This window comes from Saccharicrinis sp. GN24d3, assembly GCF_052400645.1.
In the GTDB taxonomy this organism is placed as follows: domain Bacteria; phylum Bacteroidota; class Bacteroidia; order Bacteroidales; family Marinilabiliaceae; genus Saccharicrinis.
Window position 1 is genome coordinate 16,436 of record NZ_JBQTGI010000016.1, and the last position, 16,112, is coordinate 32,547.

At 39.0% G+C, this 16,112-nt stretch carries 12 protein-coding genes; 8 read left to right on the forward strand and 4 right to left on the reverse strand.

From position 1 onward, the window contains the following. Positions 1-461: 461 nt before the first annotated feature. Entirely contained in the window at positions 462-977 is a 516-nt protein-coding gene (locus ACT29I_RS18155) for a hypothetical protein (RefSeq protein WP_430936122.1), read from the reverse strand. 249 nt (positions 978-1,226) lie between these two features. On the opposite strand from ACT29I_RS18155, the gene ACT29I_RS18160 reads away from it, so the two are divergent. The 3 genes from ACT29I_RS18160 to ACT29I_RS18170 are packed head-to-tail and all read left to right on the forward strand — an operon-like array spanning position 1,227 to position 4,793. After that, positions 1,227-2,348, forward strand: a complete 1,122-nt coding sequence (locus tag ACT29I_RS18160; protein ID WP_444794071.1) for a lactonase family protein — start codon at positions 1,227-1,229, stop codon at positions 2,346-2,348. Between the two features lie 46 nt (positions 2,349-2,394). Next, positions 2,395-4,566 carry a DUF3352 domain-containing protein gene (locus ACT29I_RS18165; protein ID WP_444794072.1) on the forward strand — a complete coding sequence of 724 codons (2,172 nt, stop codon included), beginning with the start codon at positions 2,395-2,397 and terminating at the stop codon, positions 4,564-4,566. Then, a complete protein-coding gene (locus ACT29I_RS18170; protein ID WP_430936128.1) occupies positions 4,566-4,793 on the forward strand; it encodes an Imm17 family immunity protein in 228 nt (75 codons plus the stop codon). The genes ACT29I_RS18165 and ACT29I_RS18170 overlap by 1 nt, the downstream gene beginning before the upstream one ends. Positions 4,794-4,801: 8 nt before the next feature. Here the strand turns inward: ACT29I_RS18170 and ACT29I_RS18175 are convergent, their stop codons facing one another. Then, the gene (locus tag ACT29I_RS18175) at positions 4,802-6,268 is read right to left on the reverse strand and encodes a sensor histidine kinase (protein ID WP_430936130.1); all 1,467 of its coding nucleotides are present in this window, start codon (positions 6,266-6,268) and stop codon (positions 4,802-4,804) included. A gap of 217 nt (positions 6,269-6,485) precedes the next feature. After that, positions 6,486-7,211, reverse strand: a complete 726-nt coding sequence (locus ACT29I_RS18180; RefSeq protein ID WP_444794073.1) for a YkgJ family cysteine cluster protein — start codon at positions 7,209-7,211, stop codon at positions 6,486-6,488. 160 nt (positions 7,212-7,371) lie between these two features. On the opposite strand from ACT29I_RS18180, the gene ACT29I_RS18185 reads away from it, so the two are divergent. Further along, positions 7,372-8,820, forward strand: coding sequence for a sensor histidine kinase (locus ACT29I_RS18185; protein ID WP_444794074.1), 1,449 nt, complete (start codon positions 7,372-7,374; stop codon positions 8,818-8,820). Positions 8,821-8,856: 36 nt separating this feature from the next. Here the strand turns inward: ACT29I_RS18185 and ACT29I_RS18190 are convergent, their stop codons facing one another. Continuing rightward, positions 8,857-9,156 (reverse strand): hypothetical protein, encoded by a 300-nt coding sequence (locus ACT29I_RS18190; protein ID WP_430936136.1) that lies wholly within the window; start codon positions 9,154-9,156, stop codon positions 8,857-8,859. Positions 9,157-9,433: 277 nt separating this feature from the next. Here ACT29I_RS18190 and ACT29I_RS18195 point away from each other — a divergent pair, with 277 nt between their 5' ends. From ACT29I_RS18195 to xylE, 4 genes are all read left to right on the forward strand, one after another. Further along, complete coding sequence (locus tag ACT29I_RS18195) at positions 9,434-10,669, forward strand: DEAD/DEAH box helicase (RefSeq protein WP_430936138.1); 1,236 nt, start codon at positions 9,434-9,436, stop codon at positions 10,667-10,669. Between the two features lie 973 nt (positions 10,670-11,642). Continuing rightward, a complete protein-coding gene (locus tag ACT29I_RS18200) occupies positions 11,643-13,121 on the forward strand; it encodes a xylulokinase (protein ID WP_430936140.1) in 1,479 nt (492 codons plus the stop codon). 127 nt (positions 13,122-13,248) lie between these two features. Then, positions 13,249-14,574, forward strand: a complete 1,326-nt coding sequence (xylA, locus tag ACT29I_RS18205; protein WP_430936142.1) for a xylose isomerase — start codon at positions 13,249-13,251, stop codon at positions 14,572-14,574. Positions 14,575-14,668: 94 nt separating this feature from the next. After that, positions 14,669-16,066 (forward strand): D-xylose transporter XylE, encoded by a 1,398-nt coding sequence (gene xylE, locus ACT29I_RS18210; protein WP_430936158.1) that lies wholly within the window; start codon positions 14,669-14,671, stop codon positions 16,064-16,066. The last annotated feature ends 46 nt before the right edge of the window (positions 16,067-16,112 follow it).

The window sequence follows — 16,112 nt, forward strand, 5'->3', positions numbered from 1 at the left end:
GTATTGGACCGTAGGTTCATTTGAATTAGAATCTTCTATGGGAGAAGCAGCTCGAGAAGCTAAATCAGAACGAAAAGTTAGAAGTGGTATTCAGTAATAAATTATTACTAAGAGCATATCGATTTGTACCTTGATTATAAACTACTTCATCCAAAGTCAAACAGCATGTTGACGAATACTTACACCGTAAATGAAGGTTTGACATAAATAGTATTTCTAACCGCCCAATTCAATCTGTTAAACCCGGATTATGCATTAGAGCTTCGTCGTGAACATTGAAAGTGCAATAAAACAAGGCTTTACTGAAACGAGGCATCACTTGTCCCGATTACTTTCGGGAGCATCGTTATGGTGAGTTGAAAGTGAAGCAGCGGAGTGTCTTGTTTTGAAACAATTTCAATGTGTAATAGATTTTCTAATGCATATTGCGGGTTAAAGTCTTCCGCATATAGTTGTTACAACTATTTTAAAGCATATGTCTGTTCAAAAATTACAAACGTGTTTACATCTGTCATCCATGGTTCTAACGCCAGTTCAGGTTCATCTTCCCCTGCTATAAAAGCTTGTACGTCGGTCATCCATTCTTCAAGTGATAAAGTTGGTTCGTTTAATTCTGGTAAAAATGATTCCATGTCGGTCATCCAGGCTTCCAGTGCAAGTTCAGGCTCTGTTGTCTCAGGAACAAATGCTTCCACATCAGTCATCCAGGCTTCTAATGCTAAGGCAGGTTCCTCGGTTTTCTCTTCCACATAAGTATCTGTATTTAACATCCATTCTTCAATATTTAAGGTTTCTTCAACATTGTTTTCGTTTAATGAATGGATTAAATATTCAAAGTTATAAGATACTACTGGTTCAATGGGCATAGGCTCCATTTTTTCATATTCTGCAGCGAATGCTGTAGTTGATAAAACTATTATGGAAAGAACAAGGGCAAATGTGTTTCTGATTCGGGTATTTAAATTTAAAGTTCTCATGACCTTTATTTTTTAAGTTAATGTTTTAATCACACTTTGGTTTTATCAATAGGTGTGCCAGCGCTTGTAAAATCTATATAATGAAGGTGTTGTGTTGGATGGGTTGAATTTTGGGTTAATGGATAATTGTATAGCTTTGACACAATGTAATGTACGGAAACGAACAGTGGGGTAGCTCGTGGTTATTTGTTATTGGCTCTTTAAAAAATAATTATCTTTAAGCGTTTTTTAGCTTTTAAACCAGATAGTATGTATAGAATCTCTTTTTTGTTAATAGCACTTGCTGTAATTTGTTCGTGCAGCACACAGCCAGTAAATACAAAAGTTCTGATGTATATCGGAACCACAAATAACGATTCTTTAAAAGGAATTGAGTATTGTTTTTTCGATACGGTTTCGGGAGTGATTTCGCAACCTCAGTTGGCTGATAGTATATTGAACCCTAATTTTTTGGAAGTAGATTCTGAAAACGGATTTTTATATGCGGTAGGTCAAAGGGCAGATAAAACCTCAGTGGTAAGATCTTATAAAGTGGATCAAACTTCGGGACAGGTGGCACGGCATTCAGAGGCTGTACTAAATGGCAAAGGACCTTGCTACGTGGCATTAAGTAAAACTTCAAACGAGTTGATGCTGGCATTTTACGGTTCCGGGGAAGTAAGTGCTTATAAAATAAACAATGATGAATTGGTTTATTCCGAAAGACTGAGCCAGTTAAACCGGATTCAACATTACGGCAGTGGACCATACGAAAACCGACAGAAAGGGCCCCATGCTCATTCGATTGATGTTGACCCAAACAGCGATTTTATTTATGCAGCCGATTTGGGAGCGGATAAATTGATGGTGTATAAAATGGAAGCCAATGGCTTGGCGACAGTGGATTCCGTGATAGGCAAACCCGGCGCGGGACCACGTCATTTCGACTTCTCACCTGATGGAAAAATGCTGGCTGTACTCAACGAGCTGAATTGTTCGGTGACCACTTTTGCCAAGGATTCAAAGGGAATTTATAAAAGGGAACTGCAAACTGTAACTTTATTGCCGGATACGTTTTCCGGTTTTGCCAAGGCAGCAGACATTCATTTTTCGCCCGATGGCAAGTTTTTATATGCTTCAAACAGAGGATTTGACTGTATCGGCATCTTTAAAGTAAACGATATGAATATTGAATTTGTGGAGTTTGTGACCGAAGGTATCCTATGGCCCAGGAATTTCGCTATCGATCCAAGTGGTAATTACCTGTTGGTAGCCAATCGCGATTTAAATCATATATCGGTATATAAAAGAAACCAAATGACAGGGAAGTTAACTATGTTGCCCGACGTTGCTAACGTTGAACGTCCTATCTGCATTAAATTCTATAAGTAATAAGCCAAAATATTTATCGGCTTTAAGTTTCTTATCTCATTTTGTAATGAAACAGTTTTTTAAGTTTATTGGAATTTTAATTTTAGCAATGGTTTTAGTTGTTTTAGGTGTGTTGGCATATTTGCACTTTGGCAGCAGTGCCCACCGTTCTCCATTGTCCATAATCCCCGATGACGCCGTACTCATTGCAGAAACCGGGAACATTTCGGGGTTAATGGTGGAAGTTACAAATTCCGATTATTGGAACACGATTATAAAAGGAGAATTGTTTCAGGAATTTAAGGAAGGATTGCAGTCGTTCAACACGGCCATTGAAGAAAATACATTGTTAACAAAGGTATTAAACCATCAGAAGGTGTCTGTTTCGATGCATCAGCTATCCGCTTATAAAAGTGACTTTATGGTAGTGATGGATGTGAAAAAATATGGTAACCTGATTCCGAGAATAGCCTCTGTGTTAAAAATGCCTGTGCAAATCAATGTAGTTGACAGTCTAAACCTGTATTCTATTGTGGTAGAAGATTTACAGGAAACAGTGCACGTGGCAGCCATTGATAATTTACTGATAGGGAGCCTTTCCTATCAGTTGGTTGAAAAGACCATTAAAGGAAGATTTGACAGTCCGCTGGATAATTCAATTAAAAAAAACCCGATTACACCTGTTTTTGAAAAAAGACAGCTAAACGTTTATGCAGACATAGGTAAAGTGATGGGCATGTTTGCCAAAGGAGCGGATAATTCATATTTAAGGGGTATCGATTTCTCCGTATTGGGTGGAGATGTGGCTCAATCGTCGCTTATACTGGATGGCTTTACGTGCTATGATGATTCAATCGCATCTTTATTTAACACATTGGCATCGGCAGGTACAGGCGCCCGGAAAGCGGATAAGGTTATCCCTTCGGGAGCTGTGTTTTACACTAATTTTAAAGTAAATGATTTTACATCGTTTTATGATGATTTTTTGTTGCAATATTCCGATCTGGATCCAAACGGGTATTCAAGCTATATGAGCGGGGTTAAGTTGACCGAGTCGTTTTTAGGCATTGATTTAAAAGAGGATGTGTTTGCGTGGATGGATGGTGAAATAGCCATGGCCAAGTTACGCCCGTCGAACAATGCCCGCGAACTGGATTTTGTGATCGCGCTCGGATCGGATGATGTGGAACAGGCACAAGAAAAACTCGATGATATTTCGAAACGTATAAAACATAGGACGGCGGTTCGATTTAAGCAGAAGGAATATAGAAATCATAACATTAACTACTTAAATGTGAGTGGTTTTTTCAGGATGATATTGGGTGATTTTTTTAGGAACAGAGAAAAACCATATTATACTATTGTTGACGATTATGTAGTTTTCAGTAATTCCTCAGATAGGTTGATGGAACTGATCGATAGTTATCTTGTGGGAAACACGCTTCATCGCAATAGTTCGTTTGCAAAGTTTAATGAGCAACTGGAGGTGTATAGTTGCTTAACAGGCTATGTAAATATGCATCGATTGTATGAGCATCTATACTACTATTCGAATAAAGAAGAACGGCAAGAACTTAAAAAATACAAGGAGCTGATGCAGAATATTGGTTTGGTGGGAATGCAGATGTTTCCCGAAAACAAGCTGATGCGAACCCAACTGATTGCAAAACAAGATACCAGCGAGAAGTTTAATTTGGCACTGGAGCAATTGAACCTGTCGGCAGAAGAACTTGTTTTGGAGGAGTTTGATAGTCTTCAGTTTAAAATTGGTTTAGGGGAAGAGTTTGCGGATTATAATGGGCATTTGTCGTATTTTATTACCCACCCGGAACGTGTTCAGGATAGTATTTTGATGTATGAAGGACAACTGGATGAAGGCATATTGGACGGCATCTGGAAAACCTATTATATGTCTGGAAATATTAAATCGGCTGTTAATTACAACGATGGGTTAGTGGATGGAACAGCTATTTTTTATTACAACAATGATAAGCATATCATCCGGGCCGAAATACAGTTAGACGATGACATAATGGATGGAACGTACAAAGAATTTTATGCGGATGGCAACATCAAAGCGAGTTTGGAATTTAGAGATGGGCAGCGATGGGGCGATGCTGTTTATTATTATCAGAATGGAGCGGTAAAGATTAACGGCCATTTTAGAAAGAACAGCAGGACGGGTAGCTGGAAATTTTATTCAAGGACAGGTGAATTATTAAAAAAGGAGAATTGGTAATGAGGGAAGACAGTATATTATTAAATGGGTTGTTTTTGCTGTTTGGGTTGGTGTTATTTGTAGCGGCGCTTATCAATTGGAAATATTTTTTTGGTCTGCGTAAGGCACAAATGTTGGTAAATGCCATTGGACTGCCGGCAACCAGGATTATTTATGCCATCTTGGGCTTATTCTTTTCGTTGGTTGGCGCAGACTTGCTTATGGGATGGGGTATTTTTAATTTTTAGAGTGTTTTTCAGTTCTTGATGTAATCGGCTTTGTTTTTATAAGGCACGGTAAAAAAGAATGTAGAGCCAACTCCCGGTTCCGATTCAAGCCACATTTTGCCACCCAGCGTTTCAATAATTCCTTTGCAAATAGGAAGTCCCAGTCCGGTACCTTCTTTAACCTGGTGTTCACCTTCAATTTTAACAAAGCGCTGAAATACCTTGGACTGATCTTCTTTTGAAATGCCAATACCTTTATCTTTTACATAGCAAAGCACTGTGTCATTGTTAATCCAGTATCCTGCAGTAACTTCACCCTGCTTAGTGAATTTTAGCGAGTTGTTGATTAAATTAATGAACACTTGTTTTAAGCGAAGGGGGTCACTTTGTATATGCAGAGGTTTGGTTTGCCCGTAGTAAAATACAACAGGAATATGATTTTTGGAAAGATTATCAAGCTTATATGTATTCTGGATTTCAGTTAGTAGTTCGTTTAAGTTAAAAGGTAATATAGAGTGTTTTAGCTGGTTTGATTCAATCATGGAAAAATCAAGCACGTTTTCAATGATACCTAGCAAATAACTGCCGTTCTGACTAATGGTATTCAGGTATTCTTTTTGTTCCAGGTCATTTTTATATAAATCGTTTATTACCAATTCCGAAAACCCCATGATTGAATTGAGTGGTGTTCGGATTTCGTGACTCATATTCGCCAAAAACAGGGTTTTGAGCTTATCCGCTTCTTCAGCCTTGGATTTGGCTTCGCCTAGTTTTTCAATCTTATCTTCGAGCTGATGCTGTAAATCTATCTGATGGTTAATGGTTGATTCCAACCCTCTTACCAGTATGGCCAAGGGTATGGATGACATAGAACTCACCGCCATAACGTTAAAGGAATTGGTGAGCCAGGGTAAAACTTTATAATCGGCAATCGTAAGATAACCAAACAAGTTGAGGTGCAGGCCTAAAGCGATGGATGTGATAAATAGAAATATTATAATCAGACTGTTTATGGCCCCTCTCAATCCTAACAACAAAGCACTAATTACCGAAAACTCAATAATATAGGGGAAACCGGCCTCCACCTGCCCCAGTATAAGAGTAAGTCCTATACCCAGGATTAAAACAATTCCAATAGTACAATAAAAACGATATACAAGAGAAATGCGCTTTGAGAATACAATGTAAAGGACAGAGCCGTATGCAAATGTGTTCAATCCTGCAATAATATATACGTGTTCGGTAATGGATAGGTACATGCCGAGCGCGTAGGGAATAATACCAAAAAAGCCCATTATAAGCAGTATTATTTTGAATACTTGTTCGCGCCAGGAATCACTACCAACGGGATGTGATTTAATACCTTGATCAATGATCTTTTGTAGCCAATAGTTCATGTTGTAAATTAGGTTGATGCGGAAAGGTAATAATAATTGAACGAAATCTTTGGAATAATCGTCATATTTATTTAAAGTATTGGCATACCCTAATTTCACGCCTATTGATTATGGCAATAGAATTAATCCGTGGATGAAGGAAATGATCTTTGCCTTCAAACAGTAATTTTACGTCCTATTACGCTGGATTACGTAATAGGATTTCAGCTATAACCAGTATTGCATAAGTACATTCCGGACAAAGAAACTTTCTGAAGGCCAGATAGGGAATCTATTTAATTTTAACCGGACACCAAGGATAAGAAAGATAAACTATTTACTTATGCTTGCTTTCGGCATTAAAGCTATCCTCGACAAGCCATTTCTTATAAAAATCAGGATTTTTAAACAGTTTAACCATAAACTCTTCAATGGTGAGCTCCTCCATTTTTCGTCCCTTGCCTTTTAAAAATCCCACAAAACCTTCATTCATATACTTTCCTGCTTTTAACAGAAAATCGAACAACTCAGGGAAAATATCCTTGTTACCGGGATTATCATATTTTTTTTTGCAAGAAACTTTGCTGGCCGATAAATAGATACGGCAGGCCATGGGTCTTACCGGATAGATAGAACAAGCTCCATCGGATAAAAATGCACATGGATGAATGATGTTTTGCTTTTTCTCCTCAGGAAGATTTTTGGTTTTTTTAAGTTTTTTTTCGGCGTTATTGCGGAAGGTTTCTAGTTGTTTCCGGTCAGATGTTTGGATTATGTATTCGTATACAAGTAAGGCTTCCTGGGTAGTCATATATACGGGCTGGTGGCAGCACCAGTTACAGCCTTTTTCGCAAGCAATGGGCTTGTGCTGCTGGTGGGTTCGCATAGCAAACGATTGGGTGAGCTGGCTGATGGCATTGTACTGACTTTGCATACCCTTGAATAAAGGTGTTAAGCTATCAAAGTCCGTAACTTCCCTGGCGGCAATAGTGTATCCGTCTTTATAAAATGTGAGGTTTCTTTCTTTATCGTTGAATTGTGGCTCGTTATTTTTATCCGTCATCTCGCACCAAATGTGTTTGTGAATTTTGAGGCAAGGTACGTTTTTTTGAAGAAATGATAAGGTATAACATCAAAACACCAATAATTGCGTTATCAGGAAAACATTTTGTAGTTTTTTGCGTACAATTGTAGTTTTAAAACCTCTAACGCACCTAATAAATATGATGAGATACCATTCACTTTTATCGACAGAAGATGCAGATTGGGGGGAGCGACAGGTAATTCGGTTTAGATGGATATTGGTGAGTGCCATTCTTGTTTTGATCGGATACATCTTTCTTTCCGGAGAAGTGGAGCGAGGACTAATTTCTCTTAGTTTGGCGGTCGTCTATATTTTCTATAACTCCATACTTAATGCATTACTGCGAAGGTTTAAAGGGGCTACCTGGATACGGTATATCTCATCTACAATTGATGTAACCATACTTTCGTTGCACATTTTCAATTACAGTTATTTTTTTACACCTATTGCGGTATCGACGGCACCTTCGCTTTTCGTTTATGCCATCCTGATTTTGCTATCGGTATTAAGGTACGATGGCTGGCTGGTGATTTATACCACTGCCTACGTGGTGATCTGTTCGAACATAATATATTTTGTTCGATACCCTGATATTGATCCGGCTCTTTTTTCACAGGTTGCCTCAGCCGGACCGGAGGGTGCAGTGTATAGAAGTGTCTACTTTATTTTGATGGGGTATTTTATGTTTAGTATCCCCAAGATGATTAACCGACTGGTGGAGAAACAAAATGTTGTAAATAAGGAAAGGCGGGAAATTGAGATTAAGTTGGTGCTGGAAACGCTGCGAAAAGAAATGGCCATGCAAAGTTTGATGAAAGAACAGCAACTGAACAATCAGCTAGATAGTCATAAACAGTTTATTCAACGTCAAAACAAAGAGTTGGAAAAGTTAAATGAAACCAAGGACAAGTTGTTTTCTATTATCGGTAAAGATTTAAGACCTCCATTTTGCATTCAAAGTTCATTGTCTGAGTTATTGAAGCACGACATTGATCATATTGATAAAGAAGTGATGTTGGAAAATATAAAAACTATCCATAGAGCAGCAAATAATGCACTCGATATGCATTCTAATTTGATGGATTGGTACTTGACCCAAAACAATGCTTTACATCCTCAACCGGTTATTGTTAACATAAAAAAGATGATCGATAAAGTAATTGAAGGTCAATCTGAGACGTGGAATGCAAAGGGAATCACCATTAATCAATCGGTAAGTGAGGAAGTTTTGGCTTATACCGATGAACGGATGTTTGAAAAAGTACTCATAAACCTTATTAGCAATGCGGTTAAGTTTACACCAAATAACGGAGAAGTACTTATTAAGGCTAATATGTCTGAAAATGATTGTTTGGTTGAAGTTATAGATAACGGAATTGGCATGAATGAGCAACAGGTTGAGGAAATATTTTTATTAAATAAGACCATTTCTTCCCTGGGAACAAATAACGAAAATGGCACAGGACTGGGATTAGTACTATGCAAAGAAATGATAGATAAGAATAATGGCAGCATTAATGTAAATAGCCACCCTGGCGAGGGCACACATTTTGAGGTATCCTTGCCAGCAGGTTTTAGCCGTAATTAATTTTGGAGCTGTCTTTAAAATGATAACAGAAACGGGTTAATATTTATAGGCGCACCAATTTCTGCTTTCCTTGGTAGGTGACTTGTCGTGAATAAGGCTGTCCAGGAACTTGCCAAACATTTTTTCATCACGTTCCTTTAGCGCATCATTATATTCTTCTATGGCATTTTGGAGCTGCGAAAAAATTATTTTTGCGTCGGACTCTTTAAAACTGTTAATCGTCAAGTTCTTTAATGAGAGGTAAGAATATTCGTTCCCTGTAACCTTGTTAAGTTGAGTCAAAAGCCCATCTCGCTTGTTGATAATCAGTTGAAATTTTCGTGCCCACTTTTCCATTGTATTTCTTTTTTGATTTCAATTGATAATGTACAAAGAACCTAATTGAAAGGAAAGCGTATTGTGAAAAAAAATAACAAATTATTCCTATTTTTTTGGGCGGTTTGTGTAACATACATAAATTCAGACGTATGGGGCGAATAGATGAAGGATCAGGGAGGGCTTTTAGGTTCGGATATGTAATAATTACAAAAAAATCGGAACCCATTGGTTATGTAACTTTTATAAAGCGGTATTTAAAAGTATCTTTGCCGCAATATTTTATCGAGAAAGGATTATGAAATTTGAGGATTATTCCATTGCATCAGAAATAAAAACCAGCTTGGCAAAGCTAAATTACCGAAGACCGACCGATATTCAATTTAAATCAATACCTCCCATATTAAAAGGAGAAGATGTATTGGCGATTGCACAAACGGGGACAGGTAAAACGGCAGCATTCGCTATTCCTGTAATTAACCAGCTGCACATGCGTAAAATTAAAGGCCGCATGGATGGTATTAAGTGTTTGGTTATGGTGCCCACCCGTGAGTTGGCCATTCAGATTCATCAGGTTTTTGAAACCATTGGCAAGCATACAAGGGTGAAATCGTTTTGTGTTTTCGGTGGTGTAGAAGAAGGACCGCAGATTGCCAGACTGGAAAAGGGAATTGATGTGTTGATTGCTACCCCGGGTCGAATGTTCGATTTAGCAAGCCGAGGTTTTATCAAGCTCGACAGGATTGAGATTCTTATTCTGGATGAGGCTGACCATATGTTGGATTTAGGTTTTATCAAAGATATCCGCGATTTAATGACCTATCTGCCCAAGAAAAGGCAAACACTTTTCTTTTCGGCCACCATTAACGAGACCATTAAAAAGCTGGCATATTCCCTGGTTCGCAATGCTATACGTATTCAGGTCTCACCAAAAGATCCTGTCGCACGCAATATCGACCATTCGGTAACGTATGTTGAAATGGATGATAAACGCTTTTTTCTGGAACGTTTAATCAAGGAAAATGAAAACAGTAAAATATTGGTGTTTGTGCGCACTAAGGTGAGATGCGAGCGGGTGGAAAAAGCTATGGAAAGAGTAGGTATCGAGGCTAAATCGTTGCATGGAGGCAAAGAGCAAGACGAGCGTAAAAAAGTGTTGGACTTGTTTCGTAAAGGTGAGATCAAAGTGTTGATTGCAACAGATGTTAGTGCGCGGGGAATCGATATTCCGAGCGTGGAATTTGTGGTAAACTATGATTTACCCGAACTGTCCGAAAACTACGTTCACCGCGTTGGCCGAACAGGCAGGGGTAAGGAAAAAGGGCAAGCTATTACATTTTGTAGCGAGGAGGAAAAGGATATACTGGCTGAAATAGAAGGCTTTTTGGGTAAACCCATTAAACGCTTGGAAATTGATAAGGAAGATTATTCGCATACTATCGATTTCTCGGCAGAGAGCCATGCCGATTGGAAATCACTCATTAATGAACACGAGGAAAATTTGGCAAAATATAAACGTAAAAAAAAGAAGTAAGATTACTATAAATTATAGTATAAGCCCCGGTTAGAAATAGCCAGGGCTTTTTTATTTAGTTTTCCCTTTGGCCAAGCTTCTTATTAAACCCGGATTATGTATTGGAGGTTCGTCATGAGCATTGCAAGTACAATAAAACAAGGCATTGCTGAAACGAGGCATCACTTGTCCCGATTACTTTCGGGAGCATCGTTCTGGTGAGTTGAAGTGAGGCAACAAAGTGTCTTGTTTTAAAGTAATTTCAATGTGTAATAGAATTTCTAATGCATATTGCGGGTTAAAGATAACCACACTATCTATTAAGTTGTATTGTAATTTGATAACCTTTTGGGTCTGTCTCAATAGTCAAACAAAATCAAAGTCAACCTACAAATTGTAAGCGCCATGTATAAAATCCATTCCCTTAAACCCGTAAGTTATGGGTAAGTACGCTGACAAATGCAATGAAGGGACATACCGATTCAAGAATCTTAATTATTTCGCGAGGCGGTGGGTTGGGAATTTGTACGTCTATTGTTTTGCAATCGGTAAGTTCTACTGTTATAATAAAATATTTTCGGGACAGCCCCAGGTCTTGATTCCTTCTGACAACTATAATTACGCAGGGGATTTTCATCAAGGGCTAGCTCGCCATACCCAATCCCCAAGTAAGGATTTTTTGGTTACAACTATATGTCTCACTCCGTTCCGTCAATGACCGGCCTATACGTCCCGTAATCGATTAGAAAGGTTGCAAAGAGGAAATGTTTTAAAGGAATCCTATGCTGTTCTGCTTCCTGTTCTGGTTAATGGCCAGTTGTTTAGCTTCAATCTAAATTAATATTTTATCATGGTCGTGCAGGCCTTGTAGTTTCTGGTAATACCAGTTTTTGAAATGGCTGTCGCTAAAAAAAAAACTTAAAATGGCTTGCGTAAAACATTAAAGCATGTAAATTTGCAAACAGAACAGACCAGAACGGATAAAAATAATGTCATGCAACTATTAGGATTTGATATAGGAAGTTCATCGGTGAAGGTATCGGTGCTTGATGTTGAAAGCGGAGCAACAGTTTCCTCTGCACAATACCCCGAAAGGGAAATGGAGATTACTGCGGTAAAGCCGGGATGGGCGGAGCAGGATCCTGAATTATGGTATCAAAACCTAAAAAAGGCAGGTCAGAAGGCATTGGCTCACGCCGATGTTAAAAAAGATGAGATTAAAGCCATTGGTATTTCATACCAGATGCATGGTTTGGTTGTAGTAGATAAAGCAGGCAAGGTATTGCGGCCATCCATTATTTGGTGCGATAGTCGTGCCTCGCAATATGGAAATAAAGCATTTGAAGATTTAGGAGAGGAGTGGTGTTTGCAAAACCTGTTGAATTCTCCAGGTAATTTTACTGCCTCAAAATTAAAGTGGGTAAAAGAAAACGAACCCGACGTATACAGCCGGATTGATAAAATCATGCTGCCGGGCGATTATATTGCTTTCCGTATGACGGGAGAAGCGTTAACCACCATATCCGGTCTTTCGGAAGGTATGTTTTGGGAGTTTCCTAAAGATGGCGTTTCTGACAAACTGATGGCGTATTATGGGTTGGAAAAATCTTTTGTACCTGAAGCCAAAACTTCATTCTGCGACCAGGGAACGATTCTTGATGCTGTTGCAGAGGAATTTGGATTACCCAAAGGAATTAAAGTAACCTACAGAGCAGGTGACCAACCAAACAACGCCTTCTCGTTAAACGTCCTGAATCCGGGTGAGGTAGCGGCCACGGGAGGTACTTCGGGTGTTGTTTATGGTGTTACCGATAAAAATGTTTACGATAACGATTCCAGGGTAAATGCTTTTGCGCATGTAAACCATAAAATGCCAACGCCAAGTTTAGGCGTACTATTGTGTATCAACGGAACAGGTATCTTAAACTCCTGGATGAATAAGAATGTAGGTAAAGAAGTAAGCTATCCGGAAATGAATGACATGGCGGCTGGTGTACCTATCGGATCGGAAGGTTTAACTATACTACCCTTCGGAAACGGCGCCGAGCGTATTCTTAAAAATGTGGACTATGGTTCTCAAATCAATCACCTTAACTTTAATGTTCACAGTCCTGCGCATATGTACCGTGCGGCGCAAGAAGGTATCGCTTTCTCTTTCAAATATGGAATGGACATCATGGCCGATATGGGAATTAAGAGTGAATTAATTCGCGCAGGGCAAGCCAATATGTTTTTGAGTCCCATCTTCAAGAACACGGTTTCCAATATTTCCGGAGCGACTATTGAGTTGTACAATACGGATGGTTCGGCTGGGGCTGCCAGAGGGGCAGGTGTTGGTGCCGGAATCTATAAATCGTTTGAAGAAGCATTCGGAGGATTGAAAAAGGTAGATACCATAGAGCCAAATCAGGCTGATGTTGCAGCAACATCAGAAGCCTACGAAAGATGGAAAGAAGCACTGAATAAATTGTAAACAACAAAAGCATTATCGAAGCTCTTCTCTTTGGAGTTAGTGCTTGCCCATTGATTTTGGAGCTGATGCCCTTTACATATAAGAATTTAAACAAATAATATAATTATTAATCTCTAAAACAGAAGTAATGGACGTTTTAATTGGTAATAAGGAATACTTTAAAGGAATAGAAAAAATTAAGTTTGAAGGACCGGAATCGAAAAATCCTTTGGCTTTTAAATGGTATGATGAAAACCGTGTGGTGGCCGGGAAAACGATGAAAGAGCACTTGCGCTTTGCCATTGCTTACTGGCATACTTTCTGTGGTGACGGTGGTGACCCATTTGGTCCGGGAACACAAAAATTTGCCTGGGATGTGGCTTCAAGCGAAATGGATGCTGCCAAGCAAAAAATGGATGCTGCTTTCGAATTTATCACAAAATTAGGTGTTCCTCATTATTGTTTCCATGATACCGACCTTGTTGGAGGTGGCTCAGTTTTAGATATTGAGAAAAAATTAGCGCAAATTGTTGATGTAGCTAAAGAAAAGCAAGCTGCTTCGGGCGTTAAGTTGCTTTGGGGTACCGCTAATGTATTCTCTGACCCTCGTTATATGAACGGAGCTGCTACCAACCCTGATTTTAATGTGGTGGCTAACGCAGGTGTTCAAATAAAAAATGCTATCGATGCGACTATCGCTCTTGGCGGTACTGGTTATGTATTCTGGGGAGGACGTGAAGGTTATATGAGCCTGCACAATACCAATATGAAACAAGAGTTGGATAACCTTGGCCGTATGCTGGGAATGGCTCGTGATTATGCACGTAAGCAAGGATTTAAAGGTACTTTCTTTATTGAGCCTAAACCTATGGAGCCAACAAAGCACCAATACGACCAGGATGCACATACTGTTATTGGATTTTTGAAAAACTATGGTTTAGATAAAGATTTTAAATTAAACATCGAAGTGAACCATGCTACTTTAGCCGGGCACACCATGGAACACGAATTAAGGGTAGCTGCGGACAATGGAATGTTAGGTTCTATTGATGCCAACAAAGGTGATTACCAAAACGGATGGGACACGGATGAATTCCCAACAAACATCACCGAGTCAACATGTGCTATGCTTGAAGTATTGCAAGGTGGTGGTTTAATTGATGGTGGTATCAACTTCGATGCAAAAGTGCGTCGTAATTCAACTGACCTGGAAGATATCTTTATCGCTCACATTGGTGGTATGGATGTGTTTGCCAGAGCATTGGTTATCGCTGATAGAATCATGCAAGAATCGGATTACTTGAAAATGAGGGCAGATCGTTACGCTTCATTTAATTCAGGCAAAGGTGCTGAGTTTGCTGCGGGTGGTTTAACACTTGAAGATCTTGCCAAAATTGGTAAAGAAGTAGGTGAGCCGGCCATGTTAAGCGGAAAGCAAGAGCTTTACGAGCAAATGATGAATTGGTATATGTAGATTATATTTTTAAACCGGGGCGGACTGATCACCGCCCCGGTTTATTTCTATTCCTCACCTCAACTTTGTAAGTTATAAATCACAAAAAACTAATATTAATCTACATCATATGAATCAAAAAAATAATATAGGCTATATCATACTATTAACATTGGTAGCCACCTTAGGGGGCTTGTTATTTGGTTATGATACAGCGGTAATATCCGGGGCTGAAAAGTCCATTCAGGCTTTCTTGATTAAAGGTCTGAATTTAAGCTCGTTTGTGCATGGAGCAACTGTGTCAAGTGCTTTAATTGGTTGTATAATTGGTGGAGCCATTTCTGGTTTATTAGCGTCGCGTTTAGGACGTAAGAAATCGCTATTGGTTGCAGCCATTTTATTTTTCATCTCCGCCTTGGGGTCTGGAAAACCGGAGTTTCTATTTTTTGAACCAGGTAAAGCGACCATGGGTTTGCTTTATATGTTCAATTTCTACAGAATAATTGGAGGTATCGGTGTTGGTTTAGCTTCAGCGGTTAGTCCAATGTATATTAGTGAGATTGCTCCGGCTCATATTAGAGGAAGACTTATCTCGTTTAACCAATTTGCTATCATTTTTGGTATGTTGGTGGTGTATTTTGTCAACTGGAGAATTGCAAAAGGACAATCTATAGAATGGATTAATAATATTGGTTGGCGTTATATGTTTCTATCGGAATCAATTCCTGCCGCTTTATTCGGATTACTGGTATTGTTGGTGCCCGAGACACCCCGATATTTAGCAATGCAAGGACACGATAGTAAAGCTTTGTCTATTCTGGAAAGGATTAATGGAAAAGAAGCAGCTCAAAATATTCTGGAAGAAATTAAAGGAACAGTACAAAAGCATTCTGCAAAATTGTTCTCTTATGGTAAGATAGTTATTGTAATAGGTATACTCCTTTCTGTTTTTCAGCAATTTGTAGGGATTAATGTGGCCTTGTATTATGCCCCTCGTATTTTTGAAAGTATGGGCGCTGCTAAAGATGCTTCCATGTTACAAACGATTGTAATGGGATTAATAAATGTCATATTTACGGTGGTGGCTATTTTAACGGTGGATAAATGGGGACGCAAACCTTTGTTAGTTACGGGTTCTATTGGTATGGCGATTGGTATGATTGCGATTGGTATGTTAGCGTTTATGGAGGTAATTGGAATAAGTACATTGGTATTTATTATTATTTATACGGCTTCATTTATGATGAGTTGGGGTCCTATTTGCTGGGTGTTAATCGGTGAGATATTCCCCAATAAGATAAGAGGTAAGGCAATTGCAATTGCAGTTGCGGCGCAGTGGTCAGCCAACTACTTTATCTCATCAACTTATCCTGCTATGATGGAGTTTAGCGGAGGAGCCACTTACATGTTTTATGGTGTAATGAGTATTCTGTCTGCAATATTCGTCTGGAAAATGGTTCCTGAAACAAAAGGGAAGACCTTGGAAGAAATGGAAGGCTTGTGGGAGAAGTAGTGTTGTAGTCCAATCATGGGTTAAAGCCCTTTAGGGTTCTTGATTC

Coding starts and splice junctions, on each gene's coding strand:
- ACT29I_RS18155 (WP_430936122.1), bottom strand. CDS start 977: ATGAGAACTTTAAATTTAAATACCCGAATCAGAAACACATTTGCCCTT.
- ACT29I_RS18160 (WP_444794071.1), top strand. CDS start 1,227: ATGTATAGAATCTCTTTTTTGTTAATAGCACTTGCTGTAATTTGTTCG.
- ACT29I_RS18165 (WP_444794072.1), top strand. CDS start 2,395: ATGAAACAGTTTTTTAAGTTTATTGGAATTTTAATTTTAGCAATGGTT.
- ACT29I_RS18170 (WP_430936128.1), top strand. CDS start 4,566: ATGAGGGAAGACAGTATATTATTAAATGGGTTGTTTTTGCTGTTTGGG.
- ACT29I_RS18180 (WP_444794073.1), bottom strand. CDS start 7,211: ATGACGGATAAAAATAACGAGCCACAATTCAACGATAAAGAAAGAAAC.
- ACT29I_RS18185 (WP_444794074.1), top strand. CDS start 7,372: ATGATGAGATACCATTCACTTTTATCGACAGAAGATGCAGATTGGGGG.
- ACT29I_RS18190 (WP_430936136.1), bottom strand. CDS start 9,156: ATGGAAAAGTGGGCACGAAAATTTCAACTGATTATCAACAAGCGAGAT.
- ACT29I_RS18195 (WP_430936138.1), top strand. CDS start 9,434: ATGAAATTTGAGGATTATTCCATTGCATCAGAAATAAAAACCAGCTTG.
- ACT29I_RS18200 (WP_430936140.1), top strand. CDS start 11,643: ATGCAACTATTAGGATTTGATATAGGAAGTTCATCGGTGAAGGTATCG.
- xylA (WP_430936142.1), top strand. CDS start 13,249: ATGGACGTTTTAATTGGTAATAAGGAATACTTTAAAGGAATAGAAAAA.